The organism is Streptomyces sp. NPDC100445 (assembly GCF_044759735.1).
Classification (GTDB): domain Bacteria; phylum Actinomycetota; class Actinomycetes; order Streptomycetales; family Streptomycetaceae; genus Streptomyces.
Genome location: NZ_JBIVZV010000001.1, coordinates 422516 through 442941, shown reverse-complemented (window position 1 = coordinate 442941; position 20426 = coordinate 422516). Strand labels below are relative to the sequence as shown.

Sequence of the window (20426 nt, the reverse complement as noted above, 5' to 3'; positions counted from 1 at the left end):
CCAGGAACCTCCGGGGTACCGGTGAGGCCGTTGCCACACCCCGGCACGGGTGGTCCACGATGACGTCCGCAGGTCGCTTCATAGCGGACTCGCCGACGCTCGGTCGAACCGCCTGACGTAACGGGCTTGGTCGGCGAGGAAGCCGTCCGTGTGCAGCCTTCTGGGCAGGAGGGTCGCGGTGGCCGTGAGCAGCGACTCGCGGCTCTCGAGGTCGTGGTCGACGAGCGAGTGTGTGGCGCCGGGGTAGTGCGCGATCTCCACCGTGGCGGAGGGGAGGACGCCGCGGTAGACGTTCTCCGTCTCGGCGGCGTCCACATGCACGTCGTGTCCGGCCAGGACCAGCAGGACGGGAGTGCCCCGCATGGCGCGCAGATCGGCGACCGCGTCGGCGAGGTGGTTCCGGGTCACGAAACGCCACCGTCTGCGGGTCATGTCGGCGCCGCGCCCGAGCGCGGCGCGGTACTCGTCGTACGACGCGTGCCGGCGCAACAGGGCGAGGGTCCTCTCACTGCGCCGCAGCGCCCGCGCGGTCGCCCGGGGGTCGGTGTCGTCCCGCCGGAGCTGGGTGAGGAGGTCGTAGCGGCCCTGCCGGAGCCAGTTGACGGCCGGGGCGACGGCGATGACGAACCGGATCCCGCGGTCCGCGGCGGCGACCTTGGGCCGTACCCATCCCGCCATGGTGGACAACAACCACCGGGCCCGCGCAATGGCAGTCATGATCGGCGGCCTGTCCATCGCCAACGTCCTCGGCGTCCCGGCGGGGGCGTTCCTCGGTGAGCACCTGGGTTGGCGTTCCGCATTCTGGTGCGTCGGCGCGGCCTCCGCTGTCGCTCTCGTGGGCATCCTGGCGCTGATCCCTCGAATCCCGCTGCCCACCGAGCGGCCGACGCTCCGCCGCGAGCTGCGCATCTACCGCGACCGTCAGGTGTGGCTCGCCATCGGCATCACGGCGCTGGGTGCCGGCGGCGTCTTCTGCGCCTTCAGCTACCTGTCGCCGCTGCTCACGGACGTGGCCGGACTGGACCCGAAGTGGGTCCCGTGGATCCTCGGCCTGTTCGGCGTGGGCGCGCTCGTCGGTACCACCATCGGCGGCCGGGTCGCCGACGCGCATCTGTTCGGCGTGATGATGTGGGGCATCACCGCCTCGACGGTCTTCCTGGCCGCCCTCGCCCTGCTGGCCGGGGTGGCGGTCCTAGCCATCGCCCTGGCCTTCCTTCTCGGCGTCTCGGCCTTTTTCACCGCCCCGGCCCTCAACACCCGCATGTTCAACGTGGCTGGCGCCGCCCCGACCCTGGCCGGAGCCACCACCACGGCCGCTTTCAACCTCGGCAACACCGGCGGCCCGTGACCGGGGCGCCGGCGGACCGCTCGGCGAGGCGGCCCCGCGTCGCGCGGGCCGGGACCGGCGCCGGCTGGTCCGGCTCCGACGCCCAGCCGTCCGACGGGGCGCGTCGGGTCCTGTGCCACTTCAACGAGGCCGGCAGTCCTGCCCGACGGGACCGTGCCGCCGCCCGCGCCGTCCCGTCAGCGCGACACGGCTCGGCCCGTGCTCGGTGCACCGGCCGGTCCCGTCGGCGTCGGGCGGCCGCAGCCGAAGGCGGACTCCACGGAACACTGGTGGTACGCGGCCTGCGCCCCCTGGTGCAGCGCCCGTTCCAGGGCTTCGGGGGCCGGTCGGGTCCGCCGGGACCATCCCTCGCGCAGGAGCGACACGGCGAACCCGGCGAGGAAGGCGTCCCCACAGCCCATCGTGTCGGACAGGGCGCCGGGGTCGGCCGCGAGGGTCGGCGCGGTGAGCGTGGCGCGGCCGTCGTGCACGACCGCCCCGTCCAGGCCACGGGTGGCCAGCGCCAGGCCCGCGCCCCGCCGGGTCACCTCGGTGAGCAGCGCCACCGTGGCCGCCTCGTCCAGGTGCGAGCAGGACAGCAGGGCCAGGTCGACGTGGGGGCAGACGCGGTCGAGGTAGTCGGGGGTGCGGTACTCGTCCTCGTCGGAGAAGTCGAAGCTGATCAGTGGGCCGGCCGCGGCGAGCCGGGGGAGTTGGGCCTCGGTGGCGGAGTAGACGCTGGAGTGCACGAGCGTGAACGACGCGGCGTAGGCCGTCAGAGCGGCGTCCAGGACCAGCGGTTCGCGCACCAGGACGCCGCCGGGGTCGTAGCCGAGGAAGACCCGGTCGCCGCCTTGTACGTGCAGGGTGGAGACCGAGGTCGCGCCGTGGCGCACGACGCTGTGCTCCACGGCGACGCCTTGTGCCGCCACGGCCGTGCGCAGGAAGACGCCGAGGTCGTCGTCGCCGAACACCCCCAGGTAGGCGGCCTCCAGGCCGAGCCGGCGGGCGTAGACGGCGACGTTGACGCAGTTGCCGCCGGGGTAGTCGGTGGCGCGGTCCACGAAGCGGTCGATGGTGTTGTCGCCGAAGCCGAGGACGTTCATCAGGGTCTCCCGAGGCGCGGACGCGGCGTGGGAAGCACGCGGCGCCCGCCGTGGGCGCGCCGGTGCCGGGGCACCGGCGCGCGGGGCGGACGGACGAGGGGGGAACGGTCCGGCGGGTCAGTAGTCCATGACGCGGTAGTAGCGGCGCAGGTCGAGGGAGTGGTCGCGGACCCGCTCCAGGTGCTTGCTGACCCGGTCCATCACGGTGTCGAGCACCAGGGGGGCGAGCAGTCCGCGGAACTGCGGGCTGATGCCCTCCAGGGGGTAGTCGCGGGTGTCGAAGACGGTGACGTCCTTGGAGACGCGCCGGGCGAACGCCTCGGCCCGGTCCGTCAGGGCCCGTGTCTCGTCCTCCCCCTGGAAGACGATCACGCTGGTGTCCTCCTCCAGCAGTTCCAGCGAGCCGTGGAAGAACTCCGCGCTGTGCACCCGGGTGGTGCGCAGCCACTGCATCTCCTCGAGGATGCACATGGAGTACAGGTAGGTGAACCCCCACAGGTTCCCGCCGCCGATGAGGAAGTGGTAGTCGTCGTCCTTGTGGGCCTCGGCGAAGGCCGCCGCCACCGGCTCGGCCTGCCGGGCGACGTCCACCAGCACCCGCGGCAGAGCGGCGAGTTCGTCGGCCAGGCGCTCGTAGCCCTCGAACTCGCCCCGGAGGGACAGCAGCCGGCCCATGAACAGCAGCAACTGGATGTCGAACGGCCAGGCCTTGGGCGCGGAGATCAGCGCGGTGTCGACGCTCCGCGCGACGGGGGAGTCGGGGATGCCGGTGAAGCCGATGGTGTGGGCGCCGCGGGACTTGCAGTAGTCGATGGCGCGCAGGCTGTCCTCGGTGGTGCCGGAGACGGAGGTGAACACGGCGGCGGTGCGCTCGCCGAGGCGGGCGTCGCCGGAGACGACCAGCTCGGCGGCGACGGCGGCCCGCACCGGCAGGAGTGAGGAACGCCGGGCGAGGTGTTCGTAGGGCCACATCTGCGCGTACGTGCCGCCGGCGCCCACGAGGAGGACGTTGTCGTAGCCCTCGTCGACGAGGCGGTCGACGAGCTTCTCGATCTGGGGGCGCAGCGTCACGAGGCTTTCCGTCTGACCGACGAACTCGGCTTCGTTGAACTTGAGCACGGTGATATTTCCTTCGGAGGTTGTCGCGCACCGGCCGGCGGGTGCCGGAAAGCCGGTGTCCAGGGGCGCGGGGGACCGCAGTGGGTCAGACCGCGCGGCGCCGCGAGAACAGGACGTTCGCGCCGGCGATGATCAGGCCGCCGACGAAGATCAGCGTCCCCATGACGTTGACCTGCGGGGGCACGCCGGTACGGCTGGCGCTGTACACCCACAGCGGGAAGGTGACCGTACGGCCGGCGTTGAAGCTGGTGATGACGTAGTCGTCGATCGACAGGGCGAAGCACAGCAGGGCGCCGGAGGCCACACCGGGCAGCAGCATCGGCAGGGTGACCAGCCGGAACGCAGTCCACGGGCCCGCCCCCAGGTCACGGGCGGCCTCCTCCAGCGTCGGGTCGTGCCCCGTCATCCGCGCCCGCACGGTGATGGCGACGTAGGGGATGCAGAAAGCCACGTGCGCGAGAACGACCGTCCAGTAGCCTCGGGGCACGCCCAGGACGATGAACAGCGACAGCAGGGCGGCGCCCAGGGCGATCTCCGGTGCCGCGATGGCGGCGAACATCAGCAGGTCCACCGAGCCCCGGCCGCGGAAGCGGTAGCGGCCGAGGGCCAGCCCGATCGGGGTCCCCAGCAAGGTGGCGACCACGGCGACGACCGTGGCGATGGTGAGGCTGTTGACCAGGGCCGAGGTCAGGTTGGGAATGGCGAACAGGTGCCGGTACCAGGTGACGGTGAAGCCCTGCCAGGTGAAGTTGACCTTGCTGGCGGTGTCGTTGAAACCGAACAGGATCATGACGGCGATCGGCAGCAGCAGCCAGGCCAGCACCAGCAGCGTGTACAGGGACAGGAAGGGGCGGCGGCGCGCCCGCCGGGCGGGACGGGACCGGCCGGTGGCGGGGGAGAGGGTCTGGGGGGTCATCGCGCGGCCGCCTCGAGGACCTCGTCGGTGCCCAGGGTCCGGGCGTAGGTGAACACGGCCAGCAGCAGCGCGCCCATGAGGACGAAGGACAGGGCGGCGGCGCCGGGGTAGTCGAGGTTGGTGAAGTACTCGGTCTGGATGATGTTGCCGATCATCGTGGTGGAAGGGCCGCCGAGGATGCCGGCGTTGACGTAGTCGGCGGAGGCGGGCACGAAGGTCAGCAGCACCCCGGCGAAGACACCGGGTAGTGAAAGCGGCAGCACGACGCGCCCGAAGGTCGCCGTCCGCGAGGCGTACAGGTCGGTGGAGGCCTCGATCACCTTGGGGTCCACCCGCTCCAGCGCCACGTAGACGGGCAGCACCATGAACGGCAGGAAGTTGTACGTCAGCCCTCCGATCACCGCGTACGGCGTGGCCAGCAGGTGGAAGGACTCGGAGAGCAGGCCCATGTCCTTCAGCGGCCCGAGCAGGACGCCGTGGTCGGCGAGCACCACGTTCCAGGACTGGGTGCGGATGACGAAGGAGACGAAGAACGGCAGCAGGAGCAGGAAGAGGAACATCGACTTGTGCCGGCCGGCCCGGAAGGCGATCCAGTAGGCGACCGGGTAGCCGACGAGGGCGCAGCACACGGTGGCCGCGGCGCCGTAGAGCAGGGAACGCACCAGCTGCACGTGGTAGGTCCGCACCACGTCCGCGTAGGTGCCGAAGTGCCAGGTCTGGCGGAAGCCGTCGATGAAGTCGCCGGTCTGTAGTGACAGCGACACCATCACGATCACGGGGGTGATGAAGAAGGCGGCCAGCCACAGCCAGCCCGGCAGGATCATCCAGTAGGGGGCGAGCGCGGCCCCGGAACGGCGGCGCCGCCGGGTCAGGCCTGGTAGATCGGTTCGAACAGTGCGTTCCACTGCTTCTCCTCCTCCTCGTCGAGCACCCGCAGGTGGCGCAGCTTCGCTTCGTCGCTCTTGGTCGGGAAGACCAGGGGGCTGGTGCTCAGCGCGTCGAGCACGGTGTGCCGCTTGCCGGTGGCGGCGGCCGCGTCGCGCGCGACGACCCGCTGCGCGTCGGGGACGGGGCACACGAACTGCACGGTCTCGCTGATCCTCGCGGCGACCTCGGGCCGGTAGACGTAGTCCATGTAGGTCAGGGCGTCGACGGGGTGGGCGGCGCTCGAGGGGATGCACAGGTTGTCGGTCCACAGCAGACCGCCCTCGTCGGGGATGACGAACTCCAGGTTCGATCCGCTCTGGTTGGCCTGGAAGACGTCGCCCGAGTACACGAGCGAGGCGGCCAGGTCACCGCGCTGGAGCGAGGACTGGTAGGTCGCCGTGGAGTAGGAGCGGACCATGCCGGCGTCGCGCTGCCTGCGCAGCCAGGCCGCCGCCTTGCGCCAGTCGGCGGGGGTGGAGGTCTCCGGGTCCACGCCGACGGCCAGCAGGGCGACGTTGCCCATCTGCACCGCGTCGTTCCACATGCCGACCCTGCCGCGCAGCTCGGGGTCGAGCAGGTCCTGCCAGCTGGTGATCTTCCGGCCGACCTGGGCCGGGTCGTAGCCGATGCCGGTCATGCCGGACTGCCAGGGCACGGTGTACACGTTGCCGGGGTCGAAGGAGGAGTTCTTGAACGCCGCCCCGCCGTACCGGGCGAAGTGGGGCAGCCTGCTGTGGTCCAGTGGGGCGAGGTGGCCCAGCCGGATGTACTTGGTGAGGTAGCTGTCGCCGCCGACGACCATCAGGTCGTAGCCGATGCCCTGGCCGGAGGCGAACTCGGGCTGGATCTTGCCGAACCAGGAGGCGCTGTCGTCGATCAGCTCGCTGTAGGTGACCTTGATGCCGCTCTCTCGGGTGAAGGCGGTGAGTGTGGGGTGCCTGCTCTGGTCGGCGGGGTCGATGTCGATGTACTGCGTGTAGTTGACGAAGTCCAGCTTCCCGGACCTCTTGCGGCCGGCCCAGAAGCCGCTGACCGCCTGGGCGATCTCGGCCTCGCCGGTGGGGACGTGCACGCGGGCGCCGGGGACGCTGCACGCGGCGAGCGGAGCCAGCGCGGCGGCGCCGAACGCGGCGCGCAGCAGGCCGCGCCGGGACAGGCCGCCCGGGGGGAGGGCGCGCGGCCGGGACGCGGAGGGGGTGGAGTGCTCGGGCATGGGAAATCCGCCTGTCGTCAGCGCGAGGTCGGGGAGCCCGCCGGATCGGCGGCGGCCGCCGCGGGGGCGGGTGCGGTGGAGAGCAGGTAGGAGTGGCCGGTGGACCAGGAGAGCCACACGGCCTCGCCACGGGCCGGGTTGACGGTGGCGGTGCCGTCGTTGGGCTGGAAGACCGTCATCTCCGCGCCGACGGCGGTGTCCACGGCGTAGCTGGTCGAGGTGCCGAGGTAGACCACCTCGCGGACGATGCCGCGGATCCGGCTGGCCGTGCCGACCGGGCCGGCGCTCAGCGTGACCTTCTCCGGCCGCACGGTCAGTTCGACGGCCGCTCCGGCGCCACGGGCGCTGCCGCGCAGCGCGACCGTGACACGCTGGCCGTCACCGAGGTCGAGCACCCCGGTCTCCCCCTCCACCCGGGTCAGCCGCCCGCCGATCAGGTTGGAGGTGCCGATGAACCCGGCGACGAACGCGGTGGCGGGCCGTTCGTAGACCTCCTGGGGCGAGGCGACCTGCTCGACCAAGCCGTCGTTCATCACCGCGATCCGGTCGGACATGGTCAGGGCCTCGGCCTGGTCGTGGGTGACGTAGATGAAGGTGATGCCGACCTCGCGCTGGATCCGCTTGAGCTCCAGCTGCATCGACTGGCGCAGCTTCAGGTCCAGGGCGCCGAGCGGCTCGTCGAGCAGCAGCGCGCGGGGACGGTTGACCAGGGCGCGGGCCAGCGCGACGCGCTGCTGCTGGCCACCGGAGAGCTGGCGGGGTCGGCGGTCGGCCTTGTCGGCGAGCTCCACGGTGGCGAGCATCTTCTCGACCCGGTCGCGGATCTCGTCCTTGGGCACCCGCTTGCGGGACAGCCCGAACGCCACGTTGTCGGCGACGCTCAGGTGCGGGAAGAGGGCGTAGGACTGGAAGACCATGTTGATGTCGCGCTTGTTGGCCGGCACGCCGACCATGTCGCTGCCGTGCAGCAGGATCTGCCCGCGGGTCGGTTCCTCGAACCCGGCGATCATCCGCAGCGTGGTGGTCTTGCCGCAGCCGGAGGGGCCGAGGAGGGAGAAGAACTCGCCCTCACCGATGGAGAGGCTGACGCCTCGCACGGCCGCCGCGTCCCGGGCACCGCCGAAGTCCTTGACCACGTCGACGAGGGCGATGGCCGGGCCTGCGGCCGGCGGCGGCGAGAGGGTGTCGGTTGCCATCCGTGAAACCTCCGGTGTTCGGGGCGTGGGACAGGGAACGGCCGTGGGCACGGGCGTGCCGGGGCGCTCCGGGAAAGGCAGTCGGGTGCCGCGCCGGTGAATTTGATAACGTTACCAACGGGCTCGTACCTTACCCACCCGCAGGCGCCGCCCGTCAATGGTTGAATGGCGTCGGATTTCACCGGCCCCTTCCTCGGCACTCGCCGAGCCGTCACTCACGAAGAGACCCCATGCCGAACGCCCCACGTCCGCCGCGACGCGTCACCATCCCCGACGTCGCCCGGCACGCCGGCGTGGGACAGGCCACCGCCGCCCGGGTCCTGGGCGGCTACGGCTCGTCGAGCCCGGCCACCCGGGAACGGGTGCTGGCCGCCGCCGCCGAACTGGGCTACAGCACCAACGCGGTGGCGCGCAGCATGATCAGCGGACGCACCCACACACTGGGCGTGGTCGTCGCCGACATCGAGAACGCCTACTTCGCCCGCGCCGTGCGCGGCGTCACCGACGTCGCCGCCAAGGCCGGCCTCCAGGTCGTCCTCGCCAACAGCGACGAGAACGGCGAGACCGAGAGGTCCGCGGTGCAGATGTTCATCGAACGGCGCGTGGACGGCCTGGTCGTGGCGCCCGCGGCGGCCGACCACGAACACCTCGACAAGGCCGTCGCCTCGGGCGTCCCGGTGGTCCTCCTGGACCGCGTGGTCAGCGGCGCCGGCCTGGACACGGTCGTGGTGGACAACCGCGGCGCCGCCCAGGCCGCGGTCGCCCGGTTCACCGACGCGGGCCACACCCGCATCGCGGTGATCACCTCCGCGTCCCCCGACGAGAACACCGCGCGCCTCGCGCCGGGCGCGGACATCTGGACCACCACCGAACGTCTCACCGGCTACCGGCAGGCCCTGCGCGCCGCCGGCATCCCGCGCGGGGCCGAACTGATCCGGCACACCCGATACGACCGGACCTGGGCACGCTCGGCCGTCCTGAAGCTGATGTGCGCCGAGGACCGGCCCACCGCCCTGTTCACCACCGACAACGTGGCCACCCTCGGGACCCTCGACGCCCTGCTCGACCTCGACGCCCGCGTCCCCGACGACGTCTCGGTCATCGGCTTCGACGACGCCGAGTGGGCCACCCTCGTCCGGCCGCGCCTGAGCGTGGTCAGCCAGCCGGTGCAGGAGCTGGGCCGGCTCGCGGCGGACATCCTGATCCGCCGCATCGACGGCTCCACGGCCCGCCCCCGCCGCCACACCCTGCGCACCACCTACGTCCCGCGCGAGTCGACCGGCCCCGCCCCGGCGCGCGTACGGCGGCTGCGGGCGCCGGGGGAGTGAGGGCGAGGCCCTCCTCCACGCCGCCGCCTCTCGGTGCGCCGAGCGGACCCACCCCACTCCGCCCCACCCTGCTCCCCGGCAGTCCCGCCCGTTGACAGGGCATCATTCCCCTCCCGTCGTGGGAGGGCTCCCGCGGATCACCGTCCTTGCCGCCGGCCCCTGAGGCGGACACCCATGCCCTCACGGCGCAGATCCGGCCGCTCCCGCCCCCTCCCCGTCGTCTCGTGCGCACCGCCGCCTCCTCGGCTGCCGCGCTCGCCCTGCTGTGCACCCTCGGCGCCGCCGGTGTCGCCTCCGCCGCCGCGCGGGCGGGGGTCACCGACACCATGGCGCGTCTGTCCCGGGTGGGTGTGTACGGACCACCCGTCACCTGGTCCAGGAGCGCGACGGCGCGCACACGTGGGTGGTCGGCGAGAGCGCCGGTACCTCGGCGACGCCGAGGAACCTGCCCGCGGGCAGCACGCACACCACCGACGTGCTGGTCTCGGACGCCTCGGGCCGGCTCAGCGCGCCGTCCGATCCGCTGACGTTCATCACGGGCCACCCCGTCCGACGCCGTCTGCGCGGTGAAGTACCACCGCGACACGGGCCGGGGTGACGGGTCCGTGACGGCAGAACCCGGACATCAAGGTCCTCGCCTCGGTCGACCCCAGCAGCTTCCCGCTGGGCACCGACCCCGACCAGTCCTAGTACAGCGGCTACTACCCGATCCTGTGGACCAACACGAAGTACCGGATGCTGTACGCGAACTTCGCCCACAACGCGATGAACTACGACACCAACACCCGCACGTCGTCGACGTTCGCCAGCGCGACGCAGAACCGCTTCCTGCTGGACGGGCTGAGATGGCTCGGCGGCGTCGGCGGCACCACCCCGCCGGACGACACGCTCTCCGAGACGTCCCTGTACTCCCTGAAGAACGTCGGCAACGGCGCCTGCGTCGACGCCCGCGCCGCCGACACCGCCAACGGCACCGCGATCCAGCAGTACACCTGCAACGGCACCCAGGCCCAGCAGTTCCGGCTCGCCGCGACCGACAGCGGATACCGGCGCATCGGCGTACGCTCCGACCCGCAACAGGTCATCGACGTGACCGACGTGTCCGGCGCCGACAACGCGCCGCTGCAACTGTGGTCGTACACAGGCGGCCGGAACCAGCAGTGGCTCCCCGTGAAGGAGGCCGCCGGCCGCTACCACTTCACCGTCCGCCACAGCGGCAAGTGCCTGACCGCGGCGGCCACCGCCACGAACAGTGCGCAACTCACCCAGCGCACGTGCGACGGCTCAGCCGCACAGAGCTTCACGGCGACCGCCGCCTGACCCGCCGCCGAGCCGGCCGCCGGACGCGGTGGCGGGGGGACGCCGTACTCGGGGTAGATGCTGGAGCTGCCAGATGACCTGCGCCGGGTGACGGACGTAGGCGCTGTCAGCGGCGGCGAGGGGTGCGGTCCCTCACGCTCGTGGCGGTCATCGCCGTCGGCAACCTGATGGCGCTGGTCATCCTGGTCCACGAGCTGGTGTACGCCGGGACCTCGCTCCTGGTGATCGCCCGGGCCGTCAGCATCCTGCACCGACCCGCCACGGGATCTTCCGGGGCTGCCGGGTGCGGCGCCCCGGACCGTCAGCCGCGGCCCTCGCCGTACAGGCGGACGTAGTCCACGGTCATCGTCGCGGGGGAGGGCGTGGAGTGGTCGGGAGGGCCGGGCCAGTCGCCTCCGACGGCGACGTCGAGCAGGAGATGCAGGTCCTGTTCGAAGACCCAGTCGTCCGGCCGGGGCAGCTTCGACGGGGTCAGCGTGGCGTACGGCTTCCCGTCGACGGACCAGGTGATGCGGTGCGGCTGCTTGTCGACGGCGTAGACGTGGAAGTCCTGCGACGCGTCGCCCGGCAGGGTGGTGGAGCCGCCGATCCCGTTCTCGTTGAAGTAGGTCGGTCCGTGCGCGGTTGCGTACACCGTGCGGGGCTCCCCGCCGACCACTTCGCAGATGTCGATCTCCCCCTGCCCGGGCCATTGGACGCCGTTGTCGCCGAGCATCCATATCGCGGGCAGCAGGCCTGTGCCGGTGGGCAGCTTCGCGCGGATCTCCGCCCGTCCGCGGCGGAGCGCGGCCTTCCCCGCCGTGGTGAGGCGGGCGGATGTCCATGGACAGAACTGCCGGCTGTAGCAAGGAAGTCGCGCTCCGGCGGGGGCGCGCCGTGCCGCGATCAGGAGGTGTCCCGCGCCGTCGAGAGCGGAGTTGGCCGCATCGTCCGTGTAGTACTGAAGCTCGTTGTTGCCCCACCCCTCGGCTTCCCGGTTGCCGGTCTCGGTGTTCCAGGACTCGCCCGACGGACGAGTGCCGGCCGCTCCCGCGAACTCGGCGCTCCAGAAGGGTCTTTCGGTGGCGCGAGGGGACGGGGTGTCCGCGGCCGTGCCGCATCCACCCAGCAGTCCGCTCAATGCCAGGACGAGTGTCAGGCGGCGGGGACGGGCCATCGTGCTGCTCCTGCGGGGTGGGGGCGGACACCAGTGTGGCGCACACGCGCACGGGTACGGCCGACAGGGTGAGGAGGGCCGTGCCTGCGGTGGCGGACCGACCCGTGACATTCGGGACGGATCCGTAGCAAGCCCGCGGGCAACTCTTACGGCCGCCGACGGGTCGTACCGGGGGCGAGGGCACAAGCCCGCGTATCCGCCCGGGGAACCGGGCACCACCGATGGGGGAGACCATGAAGATCCGCGCCCGAGGCACCCGTACCACCCTGGCCGTGGTGGCCGCGTCGGCGGCCGTGGCCGGTGTCGTCGCAGCAGTCGTCCCGGCCGCCGCGGCCGACCGGCCGGCCGCCGACACCCCCCGGTTCCTGGAGCCGGCCGAGCTGCCGCCGTACCCGTCCTCGCCCTGGTACGCGGGCCCGGTCACCGCCGGGCAGCCGGACCCGCTGCCGATGTGCGTGGGTGAGGCGCTGCCGTCCATCACCTCGCACCGTGAGTACGGGACGGACTACGACACGAACGCCCAGCAGCTCACGGTCGAGGGGCGCAGCGAGCAGTGGTCGAAGGACTTCGCCGCCCTGCTGCGCAAGGACCTCGCCGGCTGCGCGAAGACACTGATGCGGCAGTACCCCGACATCACGGCCACGCAGAAGTCCTACGGTCACCTGAACGTCGAGGAGGGCGCCGACGTCTACGGCATCCACACCGCCTCCGCCGGGGGTTCCTCCGACATCGCCCTGTTCTCGGTCGGCCGCGACGGGGCCACCGTCACGATCGTCCGCTGGGCCAGGATGGGCACCTTCAAGGACGCGCAGGTGGCGGACTTCAAGGCCACGACCGTCACGGCGGTGAACAAGCTGTACTGACCGCCTCAGCACCGATGGGGCCGGCGTCATGTACGGGGAGTCCGTCACCGCGTGGGACGAAGGTGCACCAAGCCCGAAGCGTCGGCCCCCCGGCCACGCGGCGGCGCGTACCGGATCGCGGGAAGGTGCCCGCAGCGCGCAACGGCACCCGGGGTACGCGCGGGTGCGTCCACTCGGTCCGCGCGCCCCCTGCCCCGCCGCGAACGGGATGGGCAGGCGATCTGCGTCGGCTGACGTCCCGCTCGGAGGGCGTTCTCGGTGTCATCACCTCCGTCACCGTACGGACCCGCGCGCTGCCCGAGGTCCGGGTCGCGTTGGCCCGAGGCGCGCATGATGTGCCGGCTGGTGCGCGGCGCGGTGACGACGTGGACCAGGATGACGACGACCTGACGGCCGTCACCGCCCCGGTTCGTCCGCGTCGGCGCTCGGCTCGCGCGCGGTCCGGGCCACCGTGCTGTCCGCGGTGACGATCACAAGAGCGACGGTACCCCGATCACCGGGACGGGCCGGGCGAAGGCACCGGGGGTGACCCGGGCGACGGGTGGGGTCAAGCGGCAGCGGGCAGGGCCCGCAGCGCCTCCCCGACGAGGGCGATGCCCTCCTCGATCTCGTGGGCGGCGGCCGCCGCGTAGCCGAGGACCAGGCCGGGCGGGCCAGGGGTGAGGCGGTGCCAGGACAGGGGGTGGGCCTTCACCCCCCGGGCGAGCGTGGCCGCGGCGAGGTCGGTGTCGCGGACGCGGCTGCCGGGCCCGTCGGTGAACGTGACCATGAGGTGCAGTCCGGCGGCCGCCCCGTGGACGCGGGCACCGGGCAGGTGCGCCTCGACGGCCCGCAGCATCACGTTCCGGCGCCTGCGGTGGCGGTGCCGGACGTGGCGCAGGTGCCGTTCGAGCTCGCCCGAGTCCATGAGCCGGGCCAGGACCAGTTGGGTGAGGATGCCGTTGCCGAGGTCGGCGTACCGCTTGGCGGTGATCAGGGCGTCGCACAGGCGCGGCGGGACCAGGAGCCAGCCGACCCGCAGTGCGGGTGCGAGCAGCTTGGAGACGCTGCCCGCGTAGCAGACCCCGTCGGGCAGGAGCGAGCGCAGTGCCGGTACGGGGGGCCGGTCGTAGCGGTGCTCGGCGTCGTAGTCGTCCTCGATCACGACGCCGCCCTCGGCCGCCCAGCGCAGCAGCTCGCGCCGGCGTTCCCCGTCGAGGACCACACCGCTGGGGAACTGGTGCGCCGGGGTCAGCAGCACGGCCGGCGCCCCGCAGGCCCGCAGCGCGTGGACGTCCAGACCGCCGGCGTCCACGGGGACGGGGACGGTCGTGAGGCCGCCGTACTCCAGTTGCTGGCGTGCGCCGAGCGAGCCGGGGTCCTCGACGGCGACGCGGTCGACCCCCTCGGCACGCAGCAGTTGCCCGAGCAGCCCCAGGGCCTGCGCCACACCGGCGACCACCACGACCTCGTCCGGGTCGGCGCGGATACCGCGGTTGCGGGCCAGCCAGCCGACGACGGCCCGCCGCAGCGCGGGCGCGCCCTGGGGGCTGCCGTAGCCGAAGTCGGCGGGGGTGACGGCGGCGAGGACGGCGCGTTCGGCGCGCAGCCAGGCGGTCCGGGGGAAGGCGGCGAGGTCGGGCACGCCCGGGGAGAGGTCGATCCGGCAGGGCAGGCTGCGCAGGGCGTCGACGAGGCCGTCGCGGTGCGGGGAGGTGAAGAAGGCGCCGGGGGCGGGGGCGGGGATGCGAGGGTGGGAGGCCCCATGCTCGGCGGCGCCGGGTGATGTGGACGAGGGGCGGCCGGATGCCGAGGAGCCTGCGGGCGGTGCTGAGGCAGACACCGGGGGCGCCGGGGCGGCGACGACCACCGTGCCGCCTCTGCCCCGGCCGGCGATCTGGCCCGACTCGGACAGCCGACGGTAGGCCTCGGTGACCACGCCCCGGGTGACGCGGAGTTCCTCGGCGAGCACGCGGCTGGCGGGGAGCCGCGTCCCGACCGGCAGCCGGCCGTCGGCGATGGCCGACCGCAGTCGGTCGGCGAGCCAGGCGGTCCGCCCACCCGGGGGCGCGTCGGCGATGTCGAGCTGGAGGAAGTCGGAGCCGAGGGGGGCGTCGGGCCGAGACGGACAGCCGCCGGTCGTGCCACCGCCCCCGGAAGCCGCACCGGCCGATCTCACCGCCGTGTCCGCTGCGGCGGTTTTGGACCCCTCGATCGATGGGGTTCTGGACCTGCCCATGGCGTCCATTGTGCGGCCAGAGTGGACCCATGAACACCCCTTCCGCATCCTTCGCGCCCCTGGTCCCCGGCATGATCGGGATGGCGCTGGTCGGCAGCAGCGTCGGCGTGTCGCAGACGCTCGTCGACACGCCGCTGTTCACCGCCCAAGCCGTGCGCTACGCGGCCGCGACCGCCATCCTGCTGCTCCTCGCCCGGCTCGCCGGTACCCGCCCGGTCCGGCCGCGCGGCCGGGAGTGGCTGTGGCTGGCGGGGCTCGCGATGACGGGGCTGGTGCTGTTCAACGTGGCTGTGGTGCGAGGGGTCGCGCACGCGGAGCCCGCGGTGATCGCCGTCGCGGTGGCATCGGTACCGGTGGTTCTCGGGATCCTGGGGCCGCTGCTGGAACGGCGCGCTCCGAGTCGGCAGGTGCTGCTGGCGGCGCCCGTGGTGGTGACGGGCGCCGCCCTGGTGGAGGGCACGGGTCGTACGGATGCGGCCGGGGTGGCCTGGGCGGCCCTGGCCCTGGGCTGCGAGGCGGCGTTCACGCTGCTGGCGGTACCGGTGCTCGGCCGGCACACGCCGTGGGGGGTGTCGGTGCACGCGTCGTGGCTGGGCGCGGTGCTGTTCGCCGTCCTCGGCGTGACACGCGAAGGCCCCACGGCGGCGGCGGAGTTGACGGGGGCGCAGTGGGCGGCCGTCGGTTACCTCGCGCTGCTGGTCACGGCGGTGGCCTTCGTGCTCTGGTACTCCACCGTACGCACCGTCGGCACCGGCCGCGCCGGCCTCCTCACGGGCATCGCCCCACTCGCGGCGGCAGCGGTCGGCACGGTGACGGGCACGGGGCTGCCGGGACCCTCGGTGTGGCTGGGGATCGCGGTGGTGACCGGGGGGTTGGTCGGGGGACTGCGGGCGTCCCGGGCCCCCGGCGCAGCCGCCTCCCTGGACGCCGCGCCCCGGACAGCGCCCTCGTCCACGTCGACGCGCTCCGGGTAGGCACAGGTCCGACGGCCGACCGGCGATGCAGCGGCACGGGCCTGCTGCCCGGTCCGCACAGGAGGCGCGAGAGCCCCTGCCGTCCAGCACCTCGGTCGCTGCGGCCATGAGCGATGGCGATGGCCGGATGTGACAGAACCCCAGTCATCACGGACACCGGCAGGACGGCGGAGGTCTTCTCCGTCGCCTCCCGTCCGGTGGCCGGGAACGCACCCGCCTACCGGGTCGAGATCGCCGCCGCGCAGGCCGGCCCGCTGCCCACCGCCGCCGGGATCGGCCTGGTCGCCGCGCGATCGCTGGCCGAGGGTGCTGTACGGCAGGTCCGCAGCTACCGGAGCTGGCCCTTGGGGCACCGGGGGCACCAGGGACAGGGGTTCGACCCCCCCGGACCGCGAAGCGTTGGTGTGCACCCCTCCGGAGGCGACGCCCCCGTTTCTGCGGCGGACGGCCGGCACGCCCGGACGCGCTGAACAACTGCGGGACGCAGCTTGGACAGGCCGAGCCCGAACAGCGCCCAGCCGGCGAGCGCGGCTCCCACCCACGGGCACAGGCCGCGATCGTGATCCCGGCAGCAGCCACCGCCGCGCCGTGGCTCAGGATCGCCATGGCCCCCAACGGGCGGCGAGGCGGTCGGTGAGCAGCCGGCCGCGGGCCATGGTCGCCGCGAAGGTGCCGTACGCGAAGGCGACAGTGCTGGCGGACGCGCCGAGGACGTCCTTCAAGCGCAGGATGCTCCAGTCGTTGGCCGCTCCCTCGCACAGCATGACCATCGCCGCCAGGGCGGCGAGGAACCCGATACGCCTGCCGGCCCCGCCACCCTCACAGCTCCTGTCGGCTCCGTCGGCCCTGCCTGCACCGCCGGGCTCGGCCGCCGGCGCCTGCCCGGCCTGATCGACCGCGTCGGTGTCGGCGGCAGTCATCACCCTGCCCGCGTCGCCGGGCGGTCACGACAGCCGGGTGAGCACCGGGAGGTAGCCGAGGGACTGGCCTGGTGCCGTCGGATGGTACGACTCGGTGATCGCCAGTACGTCGACGCCGCGCAGCCAGGGCCGGGACGAACAGATCTCGTGGCCGGCGAAGGCGGCGGTGACGTCGGCAAAGGTGAATCCGTGGGCACGGGCGCGCCGGACGATCACAGTGTTGAGGTGATCCACGGCGTCGTTCAGGGTAGCCCGTTCACCGTCCGGGAGGCCCAGCGCGCAGGCGCCCTGGAGGTGATACAGGTGCGGGTAGCCGAGCACCACGACACGGGCGGTGGGGGCCCGGTTCCGGATGGCCGTGTAGAGCCGGTCGAGGCTGCCGGAGAGGGACCCGTCCATGATGGTGCGGGCGCGCGAGACGGCGGACAGGCATCCTTTGGCGCCGCCCAGCGAGCAGGCCGCGATGACACCGACGAAGCCCGTGTCGCTGCCGCCGACGGTGAGCGTGACCAGTCCGGTGTGCGAGCTGAGGTGGCCGAGCTGCTCGGTCAGCACCTCGTCGGCGTCGGCGCCGTTGCAGGCGGCGAACGTGAAGGACGCCGGTGTGTGGGCCTCGGCCCACAGCACGGGGAAGGCCCGGCTGCTGCGCTTGCACTCCTTGCCGGAGGCGGCCAGGTAGTCGCCGGCTCCGGCGCCGGAGGAGTAGGAGTCGCCGAGGGCCACGTAGCCGCCGGCCACGGTACTGGGTGCCACCTGCGCCGTCGCGGGATTGGCGAACGCGCAGGCGGCGGCGAGGAGCAGGGAGCACGCGCCTGCCGCTATTCGAGGGTGTCTCATGACTCTCGTGTACCGCGGCCGGCTCCCCGGCGGCCCGCCCGGCTACGCCGTTACGGTGACCGCTCACCTGGCCGGCGCAGCAGAAGTGGACGGGTGGGCGGAACAGCAGGTAACGCTCGGGGGGCGATCGGCGATCGTCGGTGTACCGAGGCCGGGGTGTGTGGGCTGGGGTCGGTTGAGTTTCGTTCGGATCATCGGGCGGACCAGAAGAAGATGCCCGCGATGTGGAGTCCGGCCAGGTAGATGGTGGCGGTCTTCTCGTAGCGGGTGGCGATGCCTCGCCACTGTTTCAGGGCGAGCCAGCAGCGGCTCCCCGGCAGTGGTGCCGGCTTCTTCCATCGTGCTGTGAGGGTGCCCGGCCGAGCGCCGCGGACCCCTCGCCGCGGACTACGTCCGGCACCTGCTCCAGGCGATCGAGGAGATGCTGTTCGGCCTGAGATCCATGTCAGGACCTGATCGATGCCTTCGGGCTCCCCGAGGAGGTCCTCACCCCGCCCGGTCGCCGCCGACGACCACCCTGACCGGCACACTGGTATTCGCTCGTTCAGGGGAGAGGTGGCCAGGACCTGGGCGGTTTCCCCCGCCTCATGAGAACGCACCAGGGACACTCTTGCCCGGTACAGGTCCGGCTCGGCCCTCCCCGTCCCCGCTGCGTTCCCGGCACGGCTTTCAGCGGGCCAGGTGCAGTCGGGTGTGGAAGTATCCCGTTGACTCCTTCCCCGCCGGGTCCTCGTCGAGGGCGGTGACGGTGGCGACCGCGCGCTGCTGTTCCCGGGGGTCGGTGAAGCGCCGCTGCCGGTGCGTGTCGGCGTCCCGTTCCACGGTGAGACCGTACGAGTGCAGACAGGCGGAGATCGGCCCGTAGTCGTGGGTACGCAGGACGAAGGCCGCCACCGGCACGGGGTGGCCGATGGCGGTGAACAGCCGGGCAAAGGTGCGCCCGGTCAGGAAGCTCGTGCCGCCGGTGATGGTGATCAGGCCCGTCCCGGCGAGCGAGTCGCGCAGCCGCTCCGTCGGCTCGGTGCGCTCCAGGTTCAAGCAGTACCCGTCGTCGAGAAGTCCGACGGCCACCGCGTAGTCCAGGGCCGGCTGAGACACGTCGATGCCGATGGCCCGTACGGCGTCGGAGCGGCGGCGAGCCGCGTAGAAGTCACGGTCGAGGTCGGTGAGCGCGGCGGTGGTGAGTCCGGCCACCGCCGCGGAGGTGTAGTGCGCGAACAGTTCGTCGAGGGTGACGTCGTGGTTGAGCAGGGCGGAGTTGATGCCGTAGGAGCAGCAGATGTCGAGGACCGTGCGCCTCCCCGGCCCGAGTTCCGCGGCGAGCGCCCGGAAGACCGGCTGGGCGTGGCCGGGGGTCTGGTACGCGTACGGCCCGAGGGCGGCGAAGTACCCGCGGGGGTCGGGGAGGGCGTAGACGTCCTCGAAGCTGGTCATGCCGGCCGGGGCCATCTTTGCGCGCCTCCATGGCGATCGACGGGAGTCCGGGCGGGACCACCACATGAGTCAGGCGTACCCGGCCATGCCCTGACGCCGAAAGGCCACCGATCCGGCCACGAAGAGTGTGACGGATGGGCATTGGCCGTTCGGCCGACCGCAGATGAGGGACGGGCTCGCGGGTGCGGGGTCGCCCGAGCCGGACCGTTCCACCGAACCGTCGCCCCCGACGCCATGCGCGGCCCGCTGCACCACCTCTTGACCGTGATGCCCCTCGCCCGCGGGACTGGCGAGGACCTTCAGCTCCGGGCGTGGGCGGCTAGGCTCGGCAGCGTGCGCGAGATCATCAAAGCCCCGGTTCCGGGCACCGAGGAGTCGTCGATGCACCACCTGGACCCGCGGTGTGCCGCGCGGCTCGCCACCTATGGGACCGTGGCGACGCACCTTTCGTTGCTGAGCGACCGTCGGCTCGGCGAGATCGTGGCCGCCGGAGCCTCGCTCGGGTCCGGCGTCGGCGGCAGGTCCGCGGAGCTGGACATCGACGGCGCGCGGGTGTTCGTGAAGCGGGTACCCCTGACGGACACCGAGTTGCGGCCAGAGAACGCGCGGTCGACGGCGAACCTCTTCGGACTGCCCATGTTCTACCAGTACGGGGTGGGCTCAACAGGGTTCGGTGCCTGGCGAGAGCTGGCCGTGCACGTCATGACCACGAATTGGGTCCTCACCGGCGAGTACGAGGGCTTTCCCCTGATGTACCACTGGCGCGTCCTGCCCGACTCCCCTCCCGAAGGGTTCGCCGACGAGTTCGGGGGCATCGACGGGGCGGTCGCGCACTGGGACGGCTCATCGGCCGTGCGTGAGCGGCTGGAGGCCATCGGCCGCTCCTCGTCGAGCCTGGTGCTCTTCCTGGAACACGTCCCGCAGACACTCGGCGACTGGCTGCACGACTACCGGACCTCCGCGCCGGAGGGCCGGGAGGGCTCGCCGTACCCGTGGGTGGAGGAGGCCCTTTCCCGGGGGACCGCCTTCATGAGCTCGCACGGACTCGTTCACTTCGACGCTCACTTCGCCAATGTCCTGACCGACGGTCGGCTGCTGTACTTCACGGACTTCGGACTCGCCGTGAGCTCCGGCTTCGAACTGTCCACGTCCGAGGCGGAGTTCCTCTCCGACCATCTCGCCTACGACCGCTGCCACACCGCGAGCCACTTGCTTCGCCACCATCTGCCCGACGGTCTGCGCGGCGATCTGGAACACGATGCGTTCCTGAGTGAGTGGATCGCCGGTCACCGGTCCGATGCCGTTCCACGTGAGATCGCCGCGATCATCGACCGGCATTCCCGAGCTGCCGTGGTCTTCGGTGAATTCGCCCGTCGTCTGCTCACCGAGAGCAAGCGGACGCCGTTTCCGGCCGCCGAGGCTGCGAGGGCCTGGGGCACCGCGGTCGCGGCGCCCCACTGAGGCCGACTTGGTCTCTCGATCTGGGCGGCTTCGAGGATCTGAGCATCCCGTGCCGGGAACTGGACCGAAAACACCGACTGAAGAAGTGTCGTCAGGGTCTGCCTGGCCCGA

General features: G+C 72.4%; 19 protein-coding genes and 2 pseudogenes. 8 read left to right on the top strand and 13 right to left on the bottom strand.

What is annotated here, in order from left to right:
• Positions 1-78: 78 nt before the first annotated feature.
• Positions 79-678 (bottom strand): hypothetical protein, encoded by a 600-nt coding sequence (locus ACIQVT_RS01930; RefSeq protein ID WP_403745916.1) that lies wholly within the window; start codon positions 676-678, stop codon positions 79-81.
• Here ACIQVT_RS01930 and ACIQVT_RS01925 point away from each other — a divergent pair.
• A pseudogene (locus ACIQVT_RS01925) lies at positions 674-1345 on the top strand (MFS transporter); the annotation flags it as partial. The gene ACIQVT_RS01930 and the pseudogene ACIQVT_RS01925 sit on opposite strands and share 5 nt — an antisense overlap.
• Before the next feature lie 179 nt (positions 1346-1524).
• On the opposite strand, the gene ACIQVT_RS01920 reads toward ACIQVT_RS01925, so the two are convergent.
• The 6 genes from ACIQVT_RS01920 to ACIQVT_RS01895 all read right to left on the bottom strand — a co-directional run bounded on the left by ACIQVT_RS01920 (position 1525) and on the right by ACIQVT_RS01895 (position 7804).
• Positions 1525-2433 (bottom strand): PfkB family carbohydrate kinase, encoded by a 909-nt coding sequence (locus ACIQVT_RS01920; RefSeq protein WP_403745913.1) that lies wholly within the window; start codon positions 2431-2433, stop codon positions 1525-1527.
• Positions 2434-2550: 117 nt separating this feature from the next.
• Entirely contained in the window at positions 2551-3552 is a 1002-nt protein-coding gene (locus ACIQVT_RS01915) for an SIS domain-containing protein (protein ID WP_403745912.1), read from the bottom strand.
• A gap of 85 nt (positions 3553-3637) precedes the next feature.
• The gene (locus tag ACIQVT_RS01910) at positions 3638-4468 is read right to left on the bottom strand and encodes an ABC transporter permease (protein ID WP_403745910.1); all 831 of its coding nucleotides are present in this window, start codon (positions 4466-4468) and stop codon (positions 3638-3640) included.
• On the bottom strand, positions 4465-5373 hold the full coding sequence (locus ACIQVT_RS01905) for an ABC transporter permease (RefSeq protein WP_403745909.1): 909 nt from the start codon (positions 5371-5373) through the stop codon (positions 4465-4467). The genes ACIQVT_RS01910 and ACIQVT_RS01905 overlap by 4 nt, the downstream gene beginning before the upstream one ends.
• Positions 5337-6608, bottom strand: a complete 1272-nt coding sequence (locus ACIQVT_RS01900; RefSeq protein WP_403745907.1) for a spermidine/putrescine ABC transporter substrate-binding protein — start codon at positions 6606-6608, stop codon at positions 5337-5339. Before ACIQVT_RS01900 ends, ACIQVT_RS01905 begins: the two co-directional genes overlap by 37 nt.
• Positions 6609-6625: 17 nt before the next feature.
• Positions 6626-7804 carry an ABC transporter ATP-binding protein gene (locus tag ACIQVT_RS01895; RefSeq protein ID WP_403745906.1) on the bottom strand — a complete coding sequence of 393 codons (1179 nt, stop codon included), beginning with the start codon at positions 7802-7804 and terminating at the stop codon, positions 6626-6628.
• Between the two features lie 230 nt (positions 7805-8034).
• On the opposite strand from ACIQVT_RS01895, the gene ACIQVT_RS01890 reads away from it, so the two are divergent.
• Positions 8035-9132 (top strand): LacI family DNA-binding transcriptional regulator, encoded by a 1098-nt coding sequence (locus tag ACIQVT_RS01890; RefSeq protein ID WP_403745904.1) that lies wholly within the window; start codon positions 8035-8037, stop codon positions 9130-9132.
• A 366-nt stretch (positions 9133-9498) separates the two neighbouring features.
• Here ACIQVT_RS01890 and ACIQVT_RS01885 read toward each other — a convergent pair whose 3' ends face one another.
• The gene (locus ACIQVT_RS01885) at positions 9499-9666 is read right to left on the bottom strand and encodes a hypothetical protein (RefSeq protein WP_403745901.1); all 168 of its coding nucleotides are present in this window, start codon (positions 9664-9666) and stop codon (positions 9499-9501) included.
• Positions 9667-9741: 75 nt separating this feature from the next.
• Here ACIQVT_RS01885 and ACIQVT_RS01880 point away from each other — a divergent pair.
• Both ACIQVT_RS01880 and ACIQVT_RS01875 read left to right on the top strand, forming a co-directional pair.
• Positions 9742-10452, top strand: a pseudogene (locus ACIQVT_RS01880) (RICIN domain-containing protein); the annotation flags it as partial.
• Between the two features lie 140 nt (positions 10453-10592).
• The gene (locus ACIQVT_RS01875; RefSeq protein WP_403745899.1) at positions 10593-10787 is read left to right on the top strand and encodes a hypothetical protein; all 195 of its coding nucleotides are present in this window, start codon (positions 10593-10595) and stop codon (positions 10785-10787) included.
• Here ACIQVT_RS01875 and ACIQVT_RS01870 read toward each other — a convergent pair.
• Positions 10754-11608, bottom strand: a complete 855-nt coding sequence (locus ACIQVT_RS01870; protein WP_403745896.1) for a family 16 glycosylhydrolase — start codon at positions 11606-11608, stop codon at positions 10754-10756. The genes ACIQVT_RS01875 and ACIQVT_RS01870 overlap by 34 nt on opposite strands.
• A gap of 221 nt (positions 11609-11829) precedes the next feature.
• Here ACIQVT_RS01870 and ACIQVT_RS01865 point away from each other — a divergent pair, with 221 nt between their 5' ends.
• Positions 11830-12471 carry a hypothetical protein gene (locus ACIQVT_RS01865; protein ID WP_403745893.1) on the top strand — a complete coding sequence of 214 codons (642 nt, stop codon included), beginning with the start codon at positions 11830-11832 and terminating at the stop codon, positions 12469-12471.
• Positions 12472-13018: 547 nt separating this feature from the next.
• Here the strand turns inward: ACIQVT_RS01865 and ACIQVT_RS01860 are convergent.
• Positions 13019-14689, bottom strand: coding sequence for a PLP-dependent aminotransferase family protein (locus tag ACIQVT_RS01860; RefSeq protein ID WP_403745891.1), 1671 nt, complete (start codon positions 14687-14689; stop codon positions 13019-13021).
• Between the two features lie 29 nt (positions 14690-14718).
• Between ACIQVT_RS01860 and ACIQVT_RS01855 the strand changes: the two genes are divergently transcribed.
• Both ACIQVT_RS01855 and ACIQVT_RS01850 read left to right on the top strand, forming a co-directional pair.
• The gene (locus ACIQVT_RS01855; protein ID WP_403745889.1) at positions 14719-15663 is read left to right on the top strand and encodes a DMT family transporter; all 945 of its coding nucleotides are present in this window, start codon (positions 14719-14721) and stop codon (positions 15661-15663) included.
• Positions 15664-15782: 119 nt separating this feature from the next.
• Positions 15783-16133 (top strand): hypothetical protein, encoded by a 351-nt coding sequence (locus ACIQVT_RS01850; protein ID WP_403745888.1) that lies wholly within the window; start codon positions 15783-15785, stop codon positions 16131-16133.
• A 123-nt stretch (positions 16134-16256) separates the two neighbouring features.
• On the opposite strand, the gene ACIQVT_RS01845 is transcribed toward ACIQVT_RS01850, so the two are convergent.
• From ACIQVT_RS01845 to ACIQVT_RS01835, 3 genes are all read right to left on the bottom strand, one after another.
• Entirely contained in the window at positions 16257-16583 is a 327-nt protein-coding gene (locus ACIQVT_RS01845) for a hypothetical protein (protein ID WP_403745886.1), read from the bottom strand.
• Between the two features lie 24 nt (positions 16584-16607).
• Positions 16608-17420: an SGNH/GDSL hydrolase family protein gene (locus ACIQVT_RS01840; RefSeq protein ID WP_403745884.1), complete on the bottom strand. Its 813-nt coding sequence runs from the start codon at positions 17418-17420 to the stop codon at positions 16608-16610.
• Positions 17421-18089: 669 nt separating this feature from the next.
• Positions 18090-18854, bottom strand: coding sequence for a hypothetical protein (locus ACIQVT_RS01835; protein WP_403745882.1), 765 nt, complete (start codon positions 18852-18854; stop codon positions 18090-18092).
• A gap of 381 nt (positions 18855-19235) precedes the next feature.
• Here ACIQVT_RS01835 and ACIQVT_RS01830 point away from each other — a divergent pair, with 381 nt between their 5' ends.
• Positions 19236-20315, top strand: a complete 1080-nt coding sequence (locus ACIQVT_RS01830; RefSeq protein ID WP_403747849.1) for a protein kinase family protein — start codon at positions 19236-19238, stop codon at positions 20313-20315.
• The last annotated feature ends 111 nt before the right edge of the window (positions 20316-20426 follow it).